The sequence below is a fragment of the Pseudoalteromonas sp. RWi3 genome (assembly GCF_054960735.1).
Genome location: NZ_JBHNYL010000003.1, coordinates 311,272 through 331,453, shown reverse-complemented (window position 1 = coordinate 331,453; position 20,182 = coordinate 311,272). Strand labels below are relative to the sequence as shown.

Below are 20,182 nucleotides of genomic sequence, written 5' to 3'. Positions count from 1 at the left end.
CCACTAAACCACAAAAAGCGGCCAACGGGCCGCTTTTTTAATCAGTGCTTTTATAAGCCAAATACCACTTTTTCACTTTTAAGCATTCGTGCACTTAAAAAGCTAAACAAAGCAAATAGTACAACCGTTATTCCTGTTGACAATATTAGCTGTGGAACAGGGATTGGATTACCTTTGATAAACTCCATCAGAGCAAACTGTTGCGCGGCTATAGGCAGCCATTGCACTACATCTGTCGCAATATCATAAGTTGTGACCATACTTAATGCCATTGGAATAAATAACACCATGGTGACGTAAGACTGTGCTTCTTTAAAAGATTTTGCCATAAAAGAGACAAACACCTGCAAGCTTGACGACATCAACGCAATTGGGAAACATATCGCAATACAAAACAGCATAAACTCTGATGTAATCGTTATGCTAAATCCTAATTGTTCCCATGCAACCATGGGGTAAACAACCTTAGACACAACCAAAATAACAATCAAGCCTAACATTGAAAACGCCGCTATTGCGCCCACTTTGGCAAGTACTATATGCAAACTACTTAACGGGTGGCTTAACAATAAACTTAAAGAATTACGCTCTCGTTCGCCCGCACTGGTATCGATAGCTAGGCTCATTGCCGCATAAAATAACGTTAGAATAATAGAAAATGTTACAAGCCCTAAGATCATCCCACCTTTAGAATCAGGGGTTGCTTGATCATTAACTTCAATCGCGAGTGCACGCATTAGGTTTGGGTCTATACCGCGAGATACCAAGCGTAAACTGGCAATTTCTGAGCTATATACGGCCATCGCTTTTTCAACGCGATTAATATGTTTACCCAGTTTATCATCTGACTTATCAGCAATAAGCGTCACTGTCGCTGGGCGACCCTCACTCAAGTTTTGCTTATAATCATCACTGATCGCCAGCGTTATAGGTTTAAGTAGAGGATCGTTTTTATCGTCGGCTACTTTAATATCACTACTGGCTAAATGAGCGACTAAACCCGGTGCATTATCGGCGTTTTCGATGGTAATTTTAAGCGCTTCAGGAGAAGCTAATTGCTGTAATAAAATACTCATTAGCAAGCACATACCAATTGGCGCACCAATCGCATAATAAAGCCCCGCCATAACAGAGCGTTTATCACGACTTGCATCCATGACCTCTTTTTTAAAGAGTACTTTTAATAAATTGATCATGCTGCAATCCCCTCATCGCTACCGATTAGCGCAATAAATGCTTCTTCTAGTGTATTTTTACCTGCTTGTTCACACAGCTGTTCAATAGAACCCTGAGCAATTACCTGCCCTTTTGCCATAATGACAACGTGGTCACACAAAGCCGCTACTTCTTGCATCACATGTGATGAAAACAAAACACAATGCCCTTGTGCTTTAAGTAGCAATAACAGCTCTCTTAAAATACGTGTACTCATTACATCGAGGCCACGTGTTGGCTCATCCAAAATAACGTTCGTTGGGTTATGAACAACGGCTTGTGCTAATGCCGTTTTCATTCGTTGGCCTTGCGAAAAACCTTGGCAACGGCGATCCGCAATATCATTCATGCTCAACTTATTAATTACTTGTGTAGTGGCTTCCTTTGCTTGCGCAGTACTAAGGCCGCTAAGTTGTGCAAAAAAGCTAATATATTCCCGCGGTGTAAGTCGCTCATACAAACCACATGGATCAGGAAATAACCCCAAGTTTTGTTTTGCTTGCATAGGCTGTTTTGCAACATCAATACCATCAATTTCAGCAAATCCGCTGTCTGCTTTTAATAAGCCAAAAACAGTGCGTAAACAGGTGGTTTTACCTGCACCATTAGGGCCTAACAAGCCAGTAATTTTGCCATTCTCTGCACTAAAGCTTAATCCGTTTAATGCATTAACATCGCCAATCTTTTTGGTCAAATTCGATACGTTTATCATAACTTACTCCTTGTTCGCTGCAGGTGTTGAATGCGTGTTTGCAACCCCATTAATGTTCATAAAAAACTGTTTATCATTTGCTTCTTTGATGCAATCGGTATCAATATCTTGCATCGATTCTTGCTTTATAAACTGGGCAATAATTTTTGGCGCACATGTTTGCGAACCAATGCCATGTGTAGCAGTTGGGGCTACTAAGTGTGTTGCATCGGCCATATCAACCATTGCTAGTTCTGCCCAGCTTGGTGGCGTTGCAGGGTCACGCGATCCAGATAACAATAAGGTTGGTTTATCACTGTGTAATGGCTTATAAAACGCTTTATCTGCAGGCTTAACATCTAAAATTGGACAGACAATATCAAGCCCTTCAATCATGGTTTTACCCATGTATGTATTACTGTATTTACTGCGAAGTTGAGGTGTCAGTTGGGGCCAATCTTCTGAACATACAATAGCGTTATGCATGCCCATTGCGAGCGATTGGGTTAAATCTGCGTTTGCCATTAAACCTGCCAATGGGGAAAAATCATCTTGAGCCGCTTTAGTAATCACTAGTGGCAAAATCGAACGGGTTGTGTGGCTATAAAGCGCTAAACGAATCGCACTGTAAAACTTCATCTTGGTAATAGTAAAAGGGATTAGTTCATAAGTGCGAGGGTGCCTGACTTGCGCTTCAATGGGTTGTCGCTCAAGTTTAGCTAGGAGCTCATTAAAACCCGTTTCTAAAGACGGAAACTGCTCATTGCAAGCAACATCATTCTTGCAGCGTTCGAACAAAGCAAGTAATGAGGCGTCTATTGCCTCGCCGATAGCTGCAAAGCTTTGCTGCATGGGGACCACACCATCTAAGGTGCTTGTAATAACAGAAGCAGGAAATTGACGGGTGTATTCTTGCGCTATACGTGTACCGTATGACACGCCATATAAATGAAAGCCTTTATAGCCTAGAGCAACACGTACAGCTTCAAAGTCTTTTGCTGCAGCAGAGGTAGTAAAGTGGCTTAAATCAACATTGAGCTTCGCTTTACATTCCTCGGTGTCTTGCTTACTCATGGTTTGTAAATCGGTTATAGCATCATTAAATGCAAACTGTGTTTTTAAATCATCGCTGTCACATTGCAGCTGCTTTGAATAGCCAGTACCACGCTGATCCACAAGTACAATGTCACGTGTTTCACGGGCAAAGCGTAAATTACGATTAAAGATTCGCGCTAAATCAACCGCTCCTTGACCAGGTCCACCGGCAAAACCCAACACAGCCTCATCAGTGTTACTTGGTTTTATTGCTGGTATAACAGCAAAGTGAATATCAACTTCACCATCTGCTGGATTATCTGATAAAGGCTGAGCAATACTGCCGCACATTAATCTATCCGATAGGCCCTCCATGTAACACGGCGTTAATTTTACAGGATTATTGTTGTTTTCTTGTCCCTGTATCATTGCTGAATTGACGATTAAAAAAGGTAAAATTGCCAGTTTTATCAGACCATTACGATATTTGAATGTACTTTTCATCACTCTTTCCCTTATTTGCATTTTACACCTAATGTGATAACTTATTACTTAGTGTATCAGTGTATTAATGTATTAATACAGTAGAGAAAGAGTAATGCTAGAATTTATTAATGTCAACCCCAATAGTGGCGATCCAATTTACAAACAATTGCACGAGCAAGTTGTGCGGTTAATTGTGGGTGGCCAATTATCGACTGGGGACGAGTTACCTTCAGTGAGAAAAATAGCAGATCATTTCGCTGTCAATCCCATGACAGTATCAAGAGCAATCGGCCAATTAGTTGATCAAGGTTGGCTTGAACGTCGCCGTGGCCAAGCCACTCGCGTTGCGCAAAATATAGCCCAACAATCAGATCAACAAGAAGCCTTACTTTTCAAAGCTATTGATCAGCTGATCCAACAAACCAAGCAGCTCGATGTACCGCAATCAACATTATCCGAACTAATAAAAAAACGGTGGGAATTAGAACAATGACACAACCACTTCTTAGCTATAAGAATGTCTGTAAAAGCTACCAGCAACGCCAAATATTAAATGATGTAAACCTTGAAATAGAATCAGGTATGGTGGTCGGTTTATTGGGTAAAAATGGAGCTGGTAAAACAACTTTATTACGTTCAGCGCTAGGACTTTTAACGCCTGAGCAAGGCAGCGTTTACGTTTTTGGCGAAAAAAGTGATCAACTTAGCGCCCAGAGTAAAGCAAAGATTGGCTATGTTGCGCAGCAAACCTTCGGCTATGAAGGCTTTAAAATCGCAGACGCCCTCGCCTTACACCGCAGTTTTTATCCTGATTGGGATTGTGAACTTGAAAATAAATGGCTTACACGGTTTGATCTTGACCCCAGCGCTGCCATAAACAACTTATCTATAGGCCAACGTCAAACATTGGCGCTTATCATGGCTATGGCCTATCGCCCAAAATTACTAATACTAGATGAACCTGTCGCGAGCTTAGACCCCATCGCACGTCGTGAGTTTATGGGCGATTTATTTGACTTAGCACTCGATTCTGACACTGGTATTTTATTTTCATCTCACATCACATCTGATATCGAGCGCGTTGCTAGTCATATTGCATTAATAAAAGAGGGTAAACTTTTGTTACTCGATGAGCTTGATGTAATACGAGATACTGTCAGAAAGGTCACCTTTGCTGATTCAGATATTGATTTAAGCGCTTATAACATACTTAATTTACAAAAAAACAGTGCCATCATCTATGGATACACAGGCGATAAAATTCCTGGCGCTATTGCAACTAATACACTGTCATTAGAGCAGTTATTTGTGGAGCTGCATGGATGATGCAAGTGCAAGTAGTTAAACGACCTTGGCATCAAGGATTAATCAATCTATGGCTAAAAGAGGCTGGCTGTGCCAGTTACTTTATTTCAGCCTTGATAACCACTGCTTTGTGTTTAGTTGCAACAGGTATTGAAGAATTGCTCGAATTAATGATCATGTTTTCACTTGTCTGTATGTATAGTGCTGTTGCATGGCAAAGTATTCGATTGCAAGCCACTGAGTGGCAGTTTTTAGTAACAGGCTATCGCGAACACATTATGCTTCAAGGGAAACTATTTCTTATATTTGTTAACTTAGTTGCCCTAGTGAGTATTGTTCTTGCTGGTAGCCTAGAGCTACTATCAACACTATGTATTGCGAATCTGCTTGGTATAATAATTTGGTTTATAAACCGCTCTAACAGCCACCTGTTTACAGCGGGTTGTTATATAGGCTTTCTAGTAAGCATACTTATTTGTGTGTTGACTGACCAGCTACCACTGTGGTTAGCACCCAATAGTGCTGTTATGTTTATCGGTATTGTTTTGGCGAATAAAACGTTTCCTAATTCATACCGTTGGCACTCAAGTTCTTTGGCTAACTACCGCCAAGGTCTTCAATCTGGTTGGTCACCTATACCCAGTGGCTTTTTATCCAATTACGGTAACGAAATAAACAAACAATTATTCCCTCTCAGCTACTTTGTTGGCGCAAGCTTATCGCAGTATTTGATACTCATCGCACTTTTTTGCGCAGCCGCTGTCACTGCAAACTTATTTATTAATATTATCGAGCATGCCATATTCATATTAACCTTGCTTTTATTCACCATAGTAACATTAAGTTTATGGAGTAAAATTCAAAAGCAAAATTCGTGGGAGCTATTATTTACTCTGCCACTTTATAACTCCAGCTACGGCACAAAAATAGCCTTTAGCTACAGTGTATTGAAGTTAGCTTTAATGGTCTCTACCCTATTTTTTATAACCGTGTTGGCTCTCGTTATACCTTATCAGGAGTTACTATTATTTAACACGCTGGGCTATGCCTTAGCCTGTACTGCTGGTGTGCTGTTTAGCTTTGCAATTGGCAATGTATGTAAAAACATTAATTTATTAAGTGTATTTCTGTGCTTATCGTTTGGCTTAAATATGGGACTGGCAAACTACATGTTTGATCATGCTGATAGCATAGTTATGCTTGCTTTAATAAGCACCTATACGGTCTTCATGGCTGGCTTAAACCGCTTTACTGTTAGATTTATATAGCCAATAACTCGCGTTTAAATGAGTGGGGAAAGATAAAAAAACGGCCATATAATATGGCCGTTTTGGTGCTTAAACAAAATAATTTAAAACGTTTATAGTGAGAAAGTGCGACCTATTGAAAGCACAATGCGCTCATCAGCAGTATTGATATCTAGGCTAGTGTTTTCCGCAGCCACCTCAATATCAAATCCTTCAAAGCTAGTCTGATAGGCTAAGCGATAGTGATTGTAAGATTTACCATCGGTATCCCACGCAAACTTATCGCCATCAAGCGAGTTGGAAATATCAAAACTAGCACGTAGTGCATGGTTAGGCGCAAGTTCCACTGTGTGTGCAACCATAGAGATCACATGCCCAGCACCAGTACCAAAGTAGTCCCAGCTGTACCAAAAGTTAAGTTCTGTTTGACCTAAGTCGCTGGCATAACCAAACTTAGTGTATGCTTCAAAGTAGTTACCATCGCTTGAATTGCTTTGCCCATGGTAGCTGTAGTACGCTAAACCATAATCAACGCTTAGTGCATCATTTAGTTGTGCATAACGACCAAAATAAGCATCCCACTCAATGTTGGTATCGTCACCAAAGTCCACGTTTGATGCCCACGTTCCAGCATACATGCCCGACTCACCAAATGAATAATCAAGGCTTCCTTGAATTGCAGGATCGTTTTGCGTTTGGCTCACACCATTAAACGTATAATCTGATACACCAGTAATAGTTGTTGACCAATCAGCCAAAGCTGATGCTGAAAAAAGGGCGAATGGTAGTGCAACTGCAAGTAGTGTTTTTTGTGTTGTCATGTTTATTCCTTAGCTTACTGATTCAATTTTTGTATAGTCAATTTTGTTATCTTTTGGCGAGCTATCGATATTGCTCACCGTCTTAAACTTGCTGTATGCAATAAATGCAGCGCAACCAAAAAACAAGCCTATTACTAGCGCCCCGACCCACTGTATTTGTAAAAAGTTTAGTTTAAATAGCAGGGTTAACAATGATAGAGCAACAATATTTAGTGCAATATAATTAAACTTACCCAATCGCTTAACGGTCATATTTAAGTTATCGGTATACAATCGAATGAGTGAATCTAGCGAGTTGATCACAAATACCACCCCGACAAACACCATCGCAATATTTTTAATGCCTTGCGTTGGTATGCCTGCTTCATGGTAGTGATAAAGCACACTAAACCAGATCGCAATTGGGATTGAAGGGAAAATAAGCATTGCACCAAGTACTTGATAGGTCTTTAATCCACCGACAAAACGCGATGTAAACTGACCAATCATAATGCTCCACGCAAACCACCAAAATAAGTAAAACTCATGATAGTCATTAAGCGGTAAAATAAACTCATTAATATTGCCAAAATAGTTACCAATAAGCGCTAAGTTATTTGTAAAATCAGAAACCTGCCCGTTGTCACCCATAAACGCACCAAACCACATAAAGCCAATTAACGCGATAAACAACCATGTTGTTGAGATACTTAAAAAACGTACATATTTAATATCAGTGCTTGAATAAACAGCGAAGCATATAGCGGCAAATACGATTAAATAAAACGAAGGGATAATTGACTCACCATCACCGAGACTCGGCAAGTACCAAGGTAAATTAGATAAAAGTAAAAAAGCAGTAAAAGCACAAGTACCAATAATTACTACATTATTGATTAATTTAACCCATGGAATTTCAAAAAATTTCACTTTGGGTTCTATTACACAGAAATAAAAGCACGTAAGGAAGTAAAATCCCCAGATCAGAAAGCCCCAATAACCAAACTCAATGGCCAGTGGATTGGCAAACGTATACTCTGGGCTTGCTTTTATGTCTGCATAACCTGCAAACTCAGTCAGTGGAAACATGATCAAGCCAACGTCTAAGCCTGATGTAAATAAGATTGCGATAAAGGTGAATGTTCTAACCGGTGTGACGCCTACACACTTTACATTTCCCCATTTTACTAATATTGCGATAATTGCCAGTAGGGTAAAAATAATGCCAGCACTAAGCCATAAGGTCATAATTTGCCCCCCAAAATAAATGATAATATGTCATTTTTTCTCCGTGTGTTTTATCTCGCATTAACGCACCACAAACAACTTATGGTGCGCGCCACTGCAAGCCCCGAGACATAACATGTGTCTCAGGTGACTTTATTAGATCTCCGAGCTACGCTGCTTTGTTTGCCATTGTGTATCGATGACAACCGCTGCATGCGATTTACTAAGTGGTGGCTTACCTAAAATTAAGTCAGCCGCTTTTTCTGCCACCATAATGGTTGGCGCATTTAAATTACCGTTTGGTATCGTTGGGAAGATTGACGAATCCACTACTCTCAAGCCTTTGATACCATGTACTTGTGTATTAGAGTTCACCACTGCCAGCTCATCTTCCCCCATCTTGCATGAACATGACGGATGGTAAGCACTCTCAACCGCTTGGCGTACAAACGCATCTATTTGCTCGTCGGTTTGAATATCTTTACCCGGCTGAATTTCATCATCGCGATAGTCATCAAACGCGCTTTGCTCAATAATTTCACGGGTTAAACGTACGCACGCTCTAAACCCTTCAATATCGTCTTGATGCTGTAAGTAGTTAAACTGAATTTTTGGCGCAACTTCAGGATCTGCCGATTGAATAGCGACCGACCCACGGCTTTTTGGTTTGTTGTGACCAACATGCACTTGGAAGCCATGGCCAGCAAAGGCACTTTTACCGTCATAACGAATTGCCGCAGGTAAAAAGTGATATTGCAGATCAGGCCATTCAACACCCGGTTTTGAACGAATAAACGCACACGATTCAAAGTGGTTTGTAGCACCAAGGCCGCTGCGATTTAATAACCAACGTGCGCCAATAAGCCCTTTGGAAATAAGGCCAAGTTTGCCGTTTAAGGTAATGGGTTGCTTACACTTGTATTGAAAATAAAATTCCAAGTGATCTTGCAGGTTTTGACCGACACCCGGTAAATGGTGTTTAACTTCAATGCCAGCAGCTGTAAGTGTTTCGCTATCACCAATACCTGAAAGCTGCAGTAAATGCGGTGAACCAATAGGTCCGGCACTCAATACCACTTCTTTAGCGGCAAATACTTGCTTTGTTTGACCTTTGATACTGTACTCAACGCCCGTGGCTTTTTTGCCTTCAAGCAATACCTTTTCAGCTAAAGCACCGGTCACAACCGTTAAGTTACTGCGTGACTTAACAGGGTCTAAATATTCACGACTTGCCGAGCTACGCACACCATCTTTAACAGTCATGTGCATTGGCCCAAAACCTTCCTGTTGCCCGGCGTTGTAATCATCGGTAGCGGCATAACCGGCCTGCTGACCTGCATTGATAAAGGCTTTATACAAAGGGTTGGCCATTTTATTACCGTTATTAACGCCCAGCGGGCCGTTACCGCCACGGTATTCATCTTTGCCTAAATAAAAGGTTTCGGCTTTTTGAAAATACGGCAAGCATGATTGGTAATCCCAGCCTTGTGCGCCATGGTGTTGCCATTCGTCAAAATCTTTTGCATGACCACGCACATAAACCATGCCATTAATTGACGACGACCCGCCTAATACTTTGCCTCGTGGACAATGCATTTTACGGTTATCTAAAAATGGTTCAGCTTGAGTATGAAACTGCCATGCGTATTTATCAGTGTTCATTGGAATAGACAGCGCTGTTGGCATCTTAATAAAAATGCTTTTATCACTGCCGCCAGTTTCTAATAGCAATACGCGATTATTACTGTCTTCTGATAGTCGATTCGCCAGTACACACCCTGCAGAGCCCGCACCGACTATGATGTAATCATATGTTTGTGCAGTCATTAAAATGGGCTCTCTATATCAGTCATACCAACATAAATTGATTTAGTTTGAGTATAGTGATCAAGTGTTTCGATACCGTTTTCACGACCAATACCCGATTGCTTATAACCGCCTACAGGCATTTCGGCCGGTGAGTTACCATAACTGTTGATCCAACAAATACCGGCTTGTAACTGATGAATAACACGGTGTGCGCGTTTAATATCTTTGGTAAATACACCGGCAGCTAAGCCTAAATGGGTGTCATTAGCACGGCGAATTGCGTCATCTTCATCATCAAACACCAATACGCTCATCACTGGGCCAAAAATCTCTTCTTTAACAATCGTCATTTCGTCGGTGCAATCAGTAAATACCGTAGGCGCGACAAAGTAACCATTTGGTGCAGAGTCAGGTTTTAGTGCTTTACCACCAGTAAGCAGCGTTGCGCCTTCACTAATGCCCTTATCAATGTAGCCCATTACTAAGTCATGATGATTTTTTGAAATAAGCGCGCCTAAGTTAACCTCAGGATTCATCGGGTCGCCAGCAATAATGTTTTGCTCAGTGCGCGTTTTAAGCTCATCAATAAATTGCTGGTATACATTTTTATGCACATAAATACGGGTGCAGTTAGTGCAAATTTCACCTTGGGTATAAAAATTACCTAACATAGCTGCGCTTACCGCTTGGGAAATATCAGCATCATCAAATACTAATAGTGGTGATTTTCCACCCAGCTCCATGGTCACATCTTTAAGCGAGCCTGCGGCACTGGCTACAACTTTTTTACCTGTACCTACTTCACCTGTGAATGATACTTTCTCGATATCATCGCTTTGTGTTAACCACTGACCAACTTTAGCCGCGCCTTGCACAACGTTAAACACACCAGCAGGTACGCCCGCTTCAATAAATATTTGTGCTAGTTTAATTGCGCCAAGGGGTGTTTCTTCTGAAGGTTTAAAAATAAGTGCGTTACCTGCCGCAAGCGCTGGGCCTGACTTCCAACAGGCTATTTGTAACGGGTAATTCCACGCGCCAATACCTGCGCAAATTCCTAATGGTTCTTTGCGCGTGTAGTAAAAGTCTTCACCAACCATTTGTTGTTGGCCAACTTGCGCAGGGGCTAGGCCTGCAAAATATTCAATAACATCTGCGCCAGTTTGTACATCAACACACTCAGCTTCTTGCCAAGGTTTACCTGTATCTAACACTTCAATTTTTGCTAATTCATCGTTTCGTGCGCGCAGTAACTCAACCGCTTTTAATAAAATACGGCTACGTTCGATAGGTGCCATTGCTGACCACGTTGCAAACCCTTGTTTAGCACTTTCAATAGCTGCATTTTGAACAAACGCATCGGCGACTTCTACATGATAAATAACTTCATCGGTGGCAGGATTCTTAACTGCGAATTTCTCACCACTTTGATTTTTTAAAAAATGACCGTTGATAAAATTTTGATAAACAGGCGTTGTCACATTAAGCTCCGTACTGTTTGATAAGTGAATTTACATAGCCTTTGGCTAAGCGCTCGCAATGTTCAAATTGATCTTCATCTGACTTACTCAAAACCGCTCTAAGCCAGAGCCCGTCGATCATCGCTGCACATAGTTGTGCGGCAAGCTTGGCGTCGGCTTTGCTCATTAATAACTTAAATGAGCTCATTAAATTGCTAAAAAGACGGCGGCTATTAACATTTTGCAAGCGATGTAATTGCGCATCATGCATTGATTGCGCCCAAAAACTTAACCACGTTTTAGTGGTATCGCTTTGCAATTGTAAGCGCGCAAAGTTTGCCTCAACTATAAACATCAACCTTTGCTCAGGCGTTGTAGTGGCGGTAACTCGATCAATTAATTCGCGTTTTAGGTTAGACAGTAAATAGCGTACTGTTGCTTCTATCAAACCTTGTTTACCACCAAAATAGTGGCTAATAATGCCTGATGATAAGCCAGCTTTTTTGCTAATACTGTTAATGGTGGTACCTTGCAAACCAAGCTCAGCAACCGACTCAATAGTGGCGTCAATTAGCTGCTGACGACGGACGGGTTCCATTCCAACTTTAGGCATAATTTTTATTAATTGATCGTTCAATAAAAATAAATGTTAGAGTAATAGAACTGATAATTCAAGGTTGACAAACTGTGAAGAACCTAAACCAAGCAGGCTAAAGTGCCGCTAAGTACCTGTAATAATGCAGCTAAAACGGATATGAAAAATAGATTAAAAAAATTATTAAAAGTGTCGTTTTTCTATGAAATGTTTATAAATGCGTGCATTTTCGGGTAAATTACTAGAATAAAAAAACATTTAAACATATTTAGAAGAGGTGTTGTGCGGCAAAGATTTGGCTCGGGTAACTTATATACCCAAGCCACCTGAAGATGCGAGCAGCGTTGGAATTAAAAGCGGTTTAGGTAAGGCGATGATTTCAACCAATGGGTTTATTTATTTTTAGCCAACACCGCTTTTAGATTATTAAGTGCTGCCACTGAAAAGCCTCGGTCATAAAAGTACAAAATTTTTCCTGCTTTATTAATCAGTACAACCCGGCAGTTGTTTGGATTTTCATTACCTGTAAAGGCTTGTACTTTGTCGCCGTCTTTGTAGATTGTGATAACCCCTGCCCATAATTCTTTGGGTATACCTTTGCGCATACCGTTATCAATGAAGGTACTAAACATGCGTGGTGCCATACCTTGAATTGTCGGTAACTCATATGCAGGAATGGTCACTCCCGTCATATCTAAACCGATAAGCCAGCGGTCAATATCAAACTGGCTATCTTGTTTGTAGCCAATTAACAACAAAGAATGCTCATTATTAAAGTCATCTGGTATCACAATCTTTTGTTTAGATAAGCTTTCACCACTAACACTTGGGAACTGCTTTCCCATGGGGTTTTGATTAGGGTACTGGCTTGAACATCCAGCTAATAACATCACAAATAAAATAGCAACGAATTTTTTTAACATAAGTTTGGTTCACCTAATAAATGTCTCAATAGAAACCATACGTTTACCAATCACTCTTGGATCCACTCTCAAGCTCTTGGCAGCAAACTTTTTGCATGGCGTGAAGCATGCTACAGATCAAACTGAGTAAGGCGCTAATCACGCACAACCAATGTAACCAAACTGTTAACAAAAGAGTAACTCCGTGCTAATCTAAAGCAGCGTAGACATGCTTTTATGTTTAAAAAAGCGATAATTAAGGAGTATTTCACTTTGTTGTTAACTAAAACTAAAGGCCGCTATAAAACCCTCGTATCTATTAGGCTCATATGTTTAATCGCTTGCGCACCGCTGTTCTTACAAGCAAAATTTGTCATTGGTATTGTAGGAAAAACTAAAAACGACAGTTTTTACATTCAATCTTATAAAGGTTGTTTGGCTTTTGCTAAGTCTCACCCCGAAGTCACTTGCCAATATGATGGACCTGATGACTATCAAGACATTCGCACACAAGCTTTGATTATTAATGATATGGTCAAAAGTGGTATTGATGGTTTATTAGTTGCAACAACCGACTCTGATTACTTAGTGGATCGCGCACTTAAAAACCTGTATGAAAAAAACATTCCTGTTATTACATTTGACTCTGATTTACTGCCCAAAGATAACCGTTACCGACTGGCTTATGTTGGCACAAATAACTTCGATTTTGGTGTTGCTCTGGGAAACCAACTAAAAACAGTAATTGATAAAAACAATAAAAATATATGCATTCAATCAGGTCATCTTACTGCGCCCAACTTAAACGAAAGAATCGCTGGCGTAAGGTTTGCCCTTTCGGGGCAGAGTGAACGACGTTTGTCGGGTGAAAATGGCTGGGTTGAATATAGCCGCTGCCCCCTTTATAGCTTAGGGAAAAGAGACACTTCTCTTGAACAAGTTACCAATTTATTGAAACTAAAACAGCCGCCTGCTTTTTTAGCCGTTGCAGGATTTGCCCAGTTTAACCCACACTACATTAAGTCACTAACCCCATTCAAAGATGCAATAGCATCAAAAGAGGTTATTATCGTGTCTGCGGATACAGAGACAATTCAGTTAAAAGCATTGAGCAAGGGGCTGTCATCTTCAAATATAGGGCAAAACCCATTTGAAATGGGCAGCCTAAGTGCAGAATTAATGTATAACTACATTGCCAATAATAAGAAACCTGAACAGCCTTTTTACTACCTAGATTTCCACTATTGTAATAAAAACAATGCAGATACTTGCACTATAAACTATTAAGCACTGATACACAGTGAGGATGAGACCGCTTTTAAAAAAATCATAGACAGTAAAAGGGACTATGGCTATTACACTCACCAGAGGCACATTTAAGGCTGACTCAAGAAGAAAACGCGGGAAACTTAGTAGGATCGTTTGATGCTCTTGTGTGGGGGGAAAATCCAAATAAAAGCGTATAGCCACCCCTTAAGACTCAGAAAAATAAGTATATGTTTATTCTAAGTCGTATTTTTTTAAAATAGCGGTCAACTTTCCTGATTTTTTGATTGATGAAAAGGCTTTTTCAAATATTTTTAGCTGCGATTTTGACACCGACGCTTTGCTAAACGCAAAATAAACATCTTCAGAATTAATGACTAGTGGACTAATGGCAACCTTCATAAAGTCAGGGTTGTTTTGCACTTGATAAATGATGTTATATTTTTCTTCAAAGAATCCAGAAATACGCCCGTTACGTAACAAATCGAGCTTTAATTGGTTGTCTGGCACGTAAATAAATCGCTCATCGGTATCTCGCTCTTCCATGAAACGCTGTTCAAATGTACTACCATAGTATGCACCACGTTGAATGGCTATCGGTGCATCAAGCTGAAAAAGGCTGCTTATAGAGTCTAGAGAGTAGATACGCTCGGTATCCATTGCAAATACAATATTTTCTTGCCTTTGAGGCCCAATAAAATAAGCAAAGCGCATTCGCTGTGTCGTTTTCGACACACTAAGCATTAGATCAACCTCGCCAGTTTCGAGCATTTTTAATGAACGTCCCCAAGGAACACTGACAAACTGATACGTACAACCTGCTTCATCAAGTAATGCTTTCGCAAAATCAACATCCTGACCATGCCATGTTAAATCTTCATCTTGATACGACTGTACAGCGTAATTTTCAAAGCGAACTATAAGATGGCAATTGCTCTGAGAGGAATAACTTACACTACTAAACATCAAGCAGAACAACACAATAATAATAAAATACTTCACAAAATGTGCTCTTAAAAAAGCCATTATACAAGTTTAGTTTATTAATTCAGCCCTGCCAATTATAAACTCAGATGGCCTAAGAATAGATATTTACTGGGATTGAAGGTGATTTAAACGTATTTAGGGTGGATAATTAAATAATGATAAGCATAAAAGCGGCTCATTCTTATCTAACCTAAAAAGTGTCACAAAACGAACTGTAAGAAAGTGACTTGTATTGTCATCACACCAATTAATAGCCTTCTAAATAAAAGCCAATATCACAGGAATACTAAACGCACATTAAGACAAAATAAATTATGGCTAATGCTGTATAAACAATTCATTGAGGTTGATTACTCAAAAAAAATACAGGATACTGTTTTTATATACAGTTACATTGTGTGACCGACTAATGAAAAAAGAACTACCCGCAAAATACTATTTAGCTCATTTTAAAGAACTCATTGACTTCATAAATGAGCAATGTGGGCAATTATTAGAGCAAACACATACTGATTTTATCAATAAGGTAAATACACTTGGCGAGCAGGCTCAATGCATGCTCGCGCGTATTTATTCTCGCAAGCCTCGCTTTGTTGCGATCAGTAGCCTTAATTACGCCGAAATAGATAACGCACCACTGGCAATTAAACAGTTAATCCAAACGGGGCTAATTGCACACCCAACAGATAACGACTACGACGCTCTTTTACATCACTTGACCAAACCTGCATTAATTGAACTATTAGCTTCTTTTGATACTGATCTTGCGATAAAAAAAAGCGCTTCAAAAACAGCACTTGTTACTCAAGCCATAAATATATTTAAAGAAAATCGAGAATATTTAACACCTATTTACAGTCAATTTATTTTAAATAATCGCAGTGATGTGTATGAGTATTTTGAGTTTTTATACATTGGCCGTTTAAGCGAAGGAGATATAAATCATCAAAACAGTTTTGTACTGCGTGATTTAGGCGTTAGAGCTACGCGCCAAAGCCACACTCAAAGCTTGGCACGCTTTGATACTTTAGCTGAGGCAAAGTCGAACTATGCGTTAAACCGAGCTCGCTTGGCATTTAAAAATATAACAACTGACCAGCAATACCAAGGTTTAGCTCACGAAGTTATTGCGCAACACGCACAAGGCACACTGGCAATAAACCTTAAAAACAAGCTTTTACTGAGGCTTTATCAGCAACTTAAAAAAGTAGATCCACCGCTGAGCTTTAGTATTTTAAATGCCTGTGAAAACAGCCCTGAAGCGATTGAAATACAAATACGCGAGCAATATCGCCAAGGCAATAAAGACTGGGTTAAAGCCGAGCTTGAAGCCATTATTGAAGATCCACTGACAGATGATCTACTCTATTTTGCCGATGATTTCTTAATGCGCAAATTTAATAAACAAACTCGTTCTCGTTTAAGTGCAATGCTTGCGGATACACAGTGTGTTATTGAAGTAGATGAAATTTATCGCGGCGATGTAGAACAAGGAGTAGCACAGTATTATGAAAACCAAGGTCTGCGAGCATTTAATACCGAGAACACGCTTTGGCAAAGTTTATTTGGTCTGGTGTTTTGGCATGAACTTTACGTTGAGACTCCTCACCCACCGTGTAACGAATTTGATTTGTTCCCACACGTATTACGCACTAACAGTTTTTATCACACACAACAGCAACAGATTGATGTTTTATTTGAACAGTGGCAAACACCTGAAGATTTATTAAAGCATGTATGCAAAAACGCAGCACGCTATTTTGATCAACCAAATGGCTTATTTCGTTGGCACAGTGAGCTGTTAAAACCATTAGAAGTATTGATTTTAAATAGCTCTATTACAGCACTTAAAAGCCACTTAAAAAACATGGCCCAACGTTTTTTAGAACTTAAAGATGGCTACCCAGATTTAATGATTTTAAAAGACGGCACTATTTATTTTGAAGAAGTAAAAGCACCCGGTGATAAACTCAGGCGTAACCAGCTAACCACCATCGATAACCTTAAAAGCTCAGGATTCGATGTACACATTGCAGCGGTTAATTGGGTGAATGATCCCAATCGCATTTACAGCGTAGTCGATATTGAAACAACTGGCAGCCTAAAAGGCGGCAATCGAATTACTGAAATCGGCATAGTTAAAGTACAACATGGCAGGGTTATCGAGACTTGGTCAACACTGATAAATCCACAAATGCGGATTCCAAAATTTATAGTGTCTCTCACCGGTATCACAGATACCATGGTTGCCACTGCACCACGCTTTTGTGGAATAGCTGACATCCTGATACATAAGTTAAAAGGTAGCATTTTTGTTGCTCATAATGTCAATTTTGATTATGGCTTTATCCGCAAAGAGTGCGAAATGGCAGGTCACTACTTTAAAATGCCAAAGCTGTGTACGGTAGTAGAGTCACGTAAAGCATTTGCCGGTCTTAAATCATATTCTTTAGGTAACTTATCTAAGCACTTTGAGTTAGCGCTCACTAATCATCACCGTGCACTTGCTGATGCAACCGCAACCGCAGAGTTACTTTTACTTATAAAAGAGCAGCAAAATGATGCTACAAAGTCGCGCTAGATTCATTGTTCAAAAGCCACCAACTTTTTAATTAACAAGCAGGCTATACACAAAAATATCCTTAATAATTTGTAAATAATACCCTTGTGTTCTAAACCTAAAGAGTAGCCCAATAGGAGACTCATTTATGCCGTCAACGAACACAATTGATAAGAACGCCCAGTTTGCACGTTGTTTAGAGTGCAACAAAGTCGATACATTTGCAGCCTTTCACTGGCTTGCACTAGCAGTAAAAGACATGACTCGCGCTCCCTTACTTAGTCTTATATACGGATTAATTTTTACAATTATTCCACTAGCAATTATTTATAGCGCCCTGTATGCAGGTACTCACCTTGTTATTTTACCTGCCACTGTTGCATTTGCATTAATTGGCCCAGCGTTTGCGGTAGGTTTATATGATGTGGCGTGGGAGCTTGAAAAAGGACATAAACCAACGTTAATGCATTCGTTAAAATCGATGTTTAGAAATCCGGTTGGTGAATGGGGGTTTGCCATACTTTTAATGGTTATAATGATTATCTGGATGCGCCTAGCCGCTTTAGTGCATGCGTTATATCCAAGCCATGCCAACCCCACTTTTGAAGAAATGTCTGCATTTTTAACACTCGGTAGTATTATAGGTGGCATCCTACTGGTTACTGTATTTGCCATATCAGCCTTTACGCCACAAATTATGATGGAACGACGCGTTGATATCATGACCGCTGTTATGTCATCAATGAACGCGGTTAAAAATAACTTTGCAGCAATGATTGTATGGTCGGTCTGTATATTTGTGTTTGTTGCTTTAGGTTTTGTAACTGGCGGCACAGGGTTTATTGTGCTCATGCCACTGCTTAGTTATGCCAGTTGGCATGGCTATATCGCCATTATCAAAACTAAGAAATCCAGAGGCTACGAATAAATTCAAAGCGTAAGCCTGCACAAAGTGAGTGTGGGCTTACGCTTATATCCTATTGGTGTATGCCTTTACTTACCTTTAAACATAGATAAAAAAACGCCGTCGCGCTTTATTAACCCATGATAAAGCGCGGCGCTTATATGCATGAATATCAGTATTAAAAATACCCACGCTACCAACGCATGCAATTCACGAAAAAACGCAAAATAACGAATATCAACCGCAATCAAATTTGGCAAACTAAACAACCCAAATACATTAACAACCCGACCATCTGCATTTTGCATAAGCAAACCCGATAAAGGCATTAACAACATCGCAATATACAGCCCTACATGCGTTACAGAGGCCGCAATACGCTGTAATGGGCTAACTTCACTGGGAAGAACAGGCGATACATTACGCCATGTATTGATAAGCCTAACAATCACCAATATAAGCGCGACAACACCAAACGATTTATGCAAAGCGATTGCTTCAACTTGCCACACGGCTAAACTTTGCACCATGGATAAACCCAGAAAAAGCATCGAAATCAGCAGTATTGCCATCGTCCAGTGTAATAATCTGCTCGTTGCTGAATAGTGCTTAGTTGCTTGCATCACCCGCTCCTTCTTGATCTGTTATATGCAGATTGAGTAATGTCTCTGTTGCTCTGCGACGAAATGATTGCGCATACGCTGCACCTCTAGCACGTAAAATAGGATCTGCAGTTGCACTCATCCCTTTAGGTAAAACGAGTGGATCAAAGTTTTGTGCACCACATCCCACTTCATTTTGAAAGCTCCAATCAGTAATAACTAAAGAGCCCGCGTTAATTACTTCGCGCGATGAAGGCCATGGAATAGTTGGATTATTTTCATCGTCATTGCTATCTGCCAGGGTAAACATCAAATCAAACCTAACAGGTTGTTCTTCTATCTGAGAAATTAGTTGGAGTTGTAAGGCATCAGGTGATTGCTTATCAAGCACAGCGACCTCTTGGTCACTCATACTGGGCACAGCCTGCCAACGCACGGCTTGCCTTTTCCCTTGTGCATCATGCAAATAAAATGCATTTATGCTGTTATATTGTTCCGTAGCAAAACTGTTGGCTGGCGTATAGCTGGCTTTCCACTCGTTGAACGCCTTACTCTCTGGATGAGCTTTAAAGAATGCACTAATTTTTTTTGCATCTCGCTTACCAGTATCAGGGTTAGGTGCAAGAGCTTGAAGCTGCTTATAAAACGCATCGGGCGTGGCCACTGCCATAACCGGTGGTGTATTCATAGCAACTCGCCATTCATCATCGGTGGAGGTATTAACCACAAACGCTAAACTACGCACGGGTGCTTTTAGATCGGGTGCCGTTGGGTTATTACCTGCAATAGAAAAACGCCCGACAAATGGTGTATTACCTGATTCAAATACATTTGCGGTTGAATACGCTGACAACAACCCCGTAGATTCAAAATTGCCCGAAACACATATCCCTTTAGCATGTGCCCTACGAAACCCGGCATGTACTGTACTGCCCTGCTGTAAATCAACAAATGCTTTTGCAGTGACTTTATCGCCATTAAAAGCCCCGGCAAAATACAACGTAGCTGTTGCAAATACACCCATTGATACTGCCAAAGCACATACGCGAAAAACACTAATAGTAGACTTGTTACTGCGTGTTGTTTTTGTC

18 protein-coding genes are annotated in these 20,182 nt (G+C 40.3%); 6 read left to right on the top strand and 12 right to left on the bottom strand.

Features of this window, described 5'->3' with window-relative positions:
• Positions 1-50 precede the first annotated feature (50 nt).
• The 3 genes from ACFI4Z_RS07310 to ACFI4Z_RS07300 are packed head-to-tail and all read right to left on the bottom strand — an operon-like array spanning position 51 to position 3,445.
• Positions 51-1,196 (bottom strand): ABC transporter permease, encoded by a 1,146-nt coding sequence (locus ACFI4Z_RS07310; protein WP_462670006.1) that lies wholly within the window; start codon positions 1,194-1,196, stop codon positions 51-53.
• Positions 1,193-1,927, bottom strand: a complete 735-nt coding sequence (locus ACFI4Z_RS07305) for an ABC transporter ATP-binding protein (RefSeq protein WP_462670005.1) — start codon at positions 1,925-1,927, stop codon at positions 1,193-1,195. The genes ACFI4Z_RS07310 and ACFI4Z_RS07305 overlap by 4 nt, the downstream gene beginning before the upstream one ends.
• A gap of 3 nt (positions 1,928-1,930) precedes the next feature.
• Positions 1,931-3,445, bottom strand: coding sequence for an alpha/beta fold hydrolase (locus ACFI4Z_RS07300; RefSeq protein ID WP_462670004.1), 1,515 nt, complete (start codon positions 3,443-3,445; stop codon positions 1,931-1,933).
• A 94-nt stretch (positions 3,446-3,539) separates the two neighbouring features.
• On the opposite strand from ACFI4Z_RS07300, the gene ACFI4Z_RS07295 reads away from it, so the two are divergent.
• From ACFI4Z_RS07295 to ACFI4Z_RS07285, 3 genes are read left to right on the top strand one after another with little or no spacing between them, the layout of a single operon-like run.
• Entirely contained in the window at positions 3,540-3,920 is a 381-nt protein-coding gene (locus ACFI4Z_RS07295; protein WP_462670003.1) for a GntR family transcriptional regulator, read from the top strand.
• Positions 3,917-4,753 carry an ABC transporter ATP-binding protein gene (locus tag ACFI4Z_RS07290; protein ID WP_462670002.1) on the top strand — a complete coding sequence of 279 codons (837 nt, stop codon included), beginning with the start codon at positions 3,917-3,919 and terminating at the stop codon, positions 4,751-4,753. Before ACFI4Z_RS07295 ends, ACFI4Z_RS07290 begins: the two co-directional genes overlap by 4 nt.
• Entirely contained in the window at positions 4,750-6,000 is a 1,251-nt protein-coding gene (locus tag ACFI4Z_RS07285; protein WP_462670001.1) for a hypothetical protein, read from the top strand. Before ACFI4Z_RS07290 ends, ACFI4Z_RS07285 begins: the two co-directional genes overlap by 4 nt.
• Before the next feature lie 92 nt (positions 6,001-6,092).
• Here ACFI4Z_RS07285 and ACFI4Z_RS07280 read toward each other — a convergent pair whose 3' ends face one another.
• From ACFI4Z_RS07280 to ACFI4Z_RS07255, 6 genes are all read right to left on the bottom strand, one after another.
• Positions 6,093-6,800 (bottom strand): TorF family putative porin, encoded by a 708-nt coding sequence (locus tag ACFI4Z_RS07280; protein WP_462670000.1) that lies wholly within the window; start codon positions 6,798-6,800, stop codon positions 6,093-6,095.
• A 9-nt stretch (positions 6,801-6,809) separates the two neighbouring features.
• Positions 6,810-8,027, bottom strand: a complete 1,218-nt coding sequence (locus ACFI4Z_RS07275; protein ID WP_462669999.1) for a BCCT family transporter — start codon at positions 8,025-8,027, stop codon at positions 6,810-6,812.
• Positions 8,028-8,162: 135 nt separating this feature from the next.
• Positions 8,163-9,833 carry a choline dehydrogenase gene (gene betA / locus ACFI4Z_RS07270; protein WP_462669998.1) on the bottom strand — a complete coding sequence of 557 codons (1,671 nt, stop codon included), beginning with the start codon at positions 9,831-9,833 and terminating at the stop codon, positions 8,163-8,165.
• Positions 9,833-11,296, bottom strand: coding sequence for a betaine-aldehyde dehydrogenase (gene betB / locus ACFI4Z_RS07265; protein ID WP_462669997.1), 1,464 nt, complete (start codon positions 11,294-11,296; stop codon positions 9,833-9,835). Before betB ends, betA begins: the two co-directional genes overlap by 1 nt.
• 1 nt (position 11,297) lies before the next feature.
• Positions 11,298-11,888: a transcriptional regulator BetI gene (gene betI, locus ACFI4Z_RS07260; protein ID WP_462669996.1), complete on the bottom strand. Its 591-nt coding sequence runs from the start codon at positions 11,886-11,888 to the stop codon at positions 11,298-11,300.
• A gap of 374 nt (positions 11,889-12,262) precedes the next feature.
• Positions 12,263-12,793: a putative periplasmic lipoprotein gene (locus ACFI4Z_RS07255; RefSeq protein ID WP_462669995.1), complete on the bottom strand. Its 531-nt coding sequence runs from the start codon at positions 12,791-12,793 to the stop codon at positions 12,263-12,265.
• 252 nt (positions 12,794-13,045) lie between these two features.
• On the opposite strand from ACFI4Z_RS07255, the gene ACFI4Z_RS07250 reads away from it, so the two are divergent.
• Positions 13,046-14,059, top strand: coding sequence for a substrate-binding domain-containing protein (locus ACFI4Z_RS07250; RefSeq protein WP_462669994.1), 1,014 nt, complete (start codon positions 13,046-13,048; stop codon positions 14,057-14,059).
• A 213-nt stretch (positions 14,060-14,272) separates the two neighbouring features.
• Here ACFI4Z_RS07250 and ACFI4Z_RS07245 read toward each other — a convergent pair whose 3' ends face one another.
• Positions 14,273-15,040 (bottom strand): substrate-binding periplasmic protein, encoded by a 768-nt coding sequence (locus tag ACFI4Z_RS07245; protein WP_462669993.1) that lies wholly within the window; start codon positions 15,038-15,040, stop codon positions 14,273-14,275.
• Between the two features lie 394 nt (positions 15,041-15,434).
• Between ACFI4Z_RS07245 and ACFI4Z_RS07240 the strand changes: the two genes are divergently transcribed.
• Together ACFI4Z_RS07240 and ACFI4Z_RS07235 are read left to right on the top strand one after the other, a co-directional pair.
• Positions 15,435-17,606, top strand: a complete 2,172-nt coding sequence (locus ACFI4Z_RS07240; protein ID WP_462669992.1) for an exonuclease domain-containing protein — start codon at positions 15,435-15,437, stop codon at positions 17,604-17,606.
• 127 nt (positions 17,607-17,733) lie between these two features.
• Complete coding sequence (locus tag ACFI4Z_RS07235) at positions 17,734-18,513, top strand: DUF2189 domain-containing protein (protein WP_462669991.1); 780 nt, start codon at positions 17,734-17,736, stop codon at positions 18,511-18,513.
• Positions 18,514-18,578: 65 nt separating this feature from the next.
• On the opposite strand, the gene ACFI4Z_RS07230 is transcribed toward ACFI4Z_RS07235, so the two are convergent.
• Positions 18,579-19,112, bottom strand: coding sequence for a cytochrome b (locus ACFI4Z_RS07230; protein ID WP_462669990.1), 534 nt, complete (start codon positions 19,110-19,112; stop codon positions 18,579-18,581).
• A complete protein-coding gene (locus tag ACFI4Z_RS07225) occupies positions 19,099-20,115 on the bottom strand; it encodes a catalase family peroxidase (protein ID WP_462670017.1) in 1,017 nt (338 codons plus the stop codon). The genes ACFI4Z_RS07230 and ACFI4Z_RS07225 overlap by 14 nt, the downstream gene beginning before the upstream one ends.
• Positions 20,116-20,182: the final 67 nt, after the last annotated feature.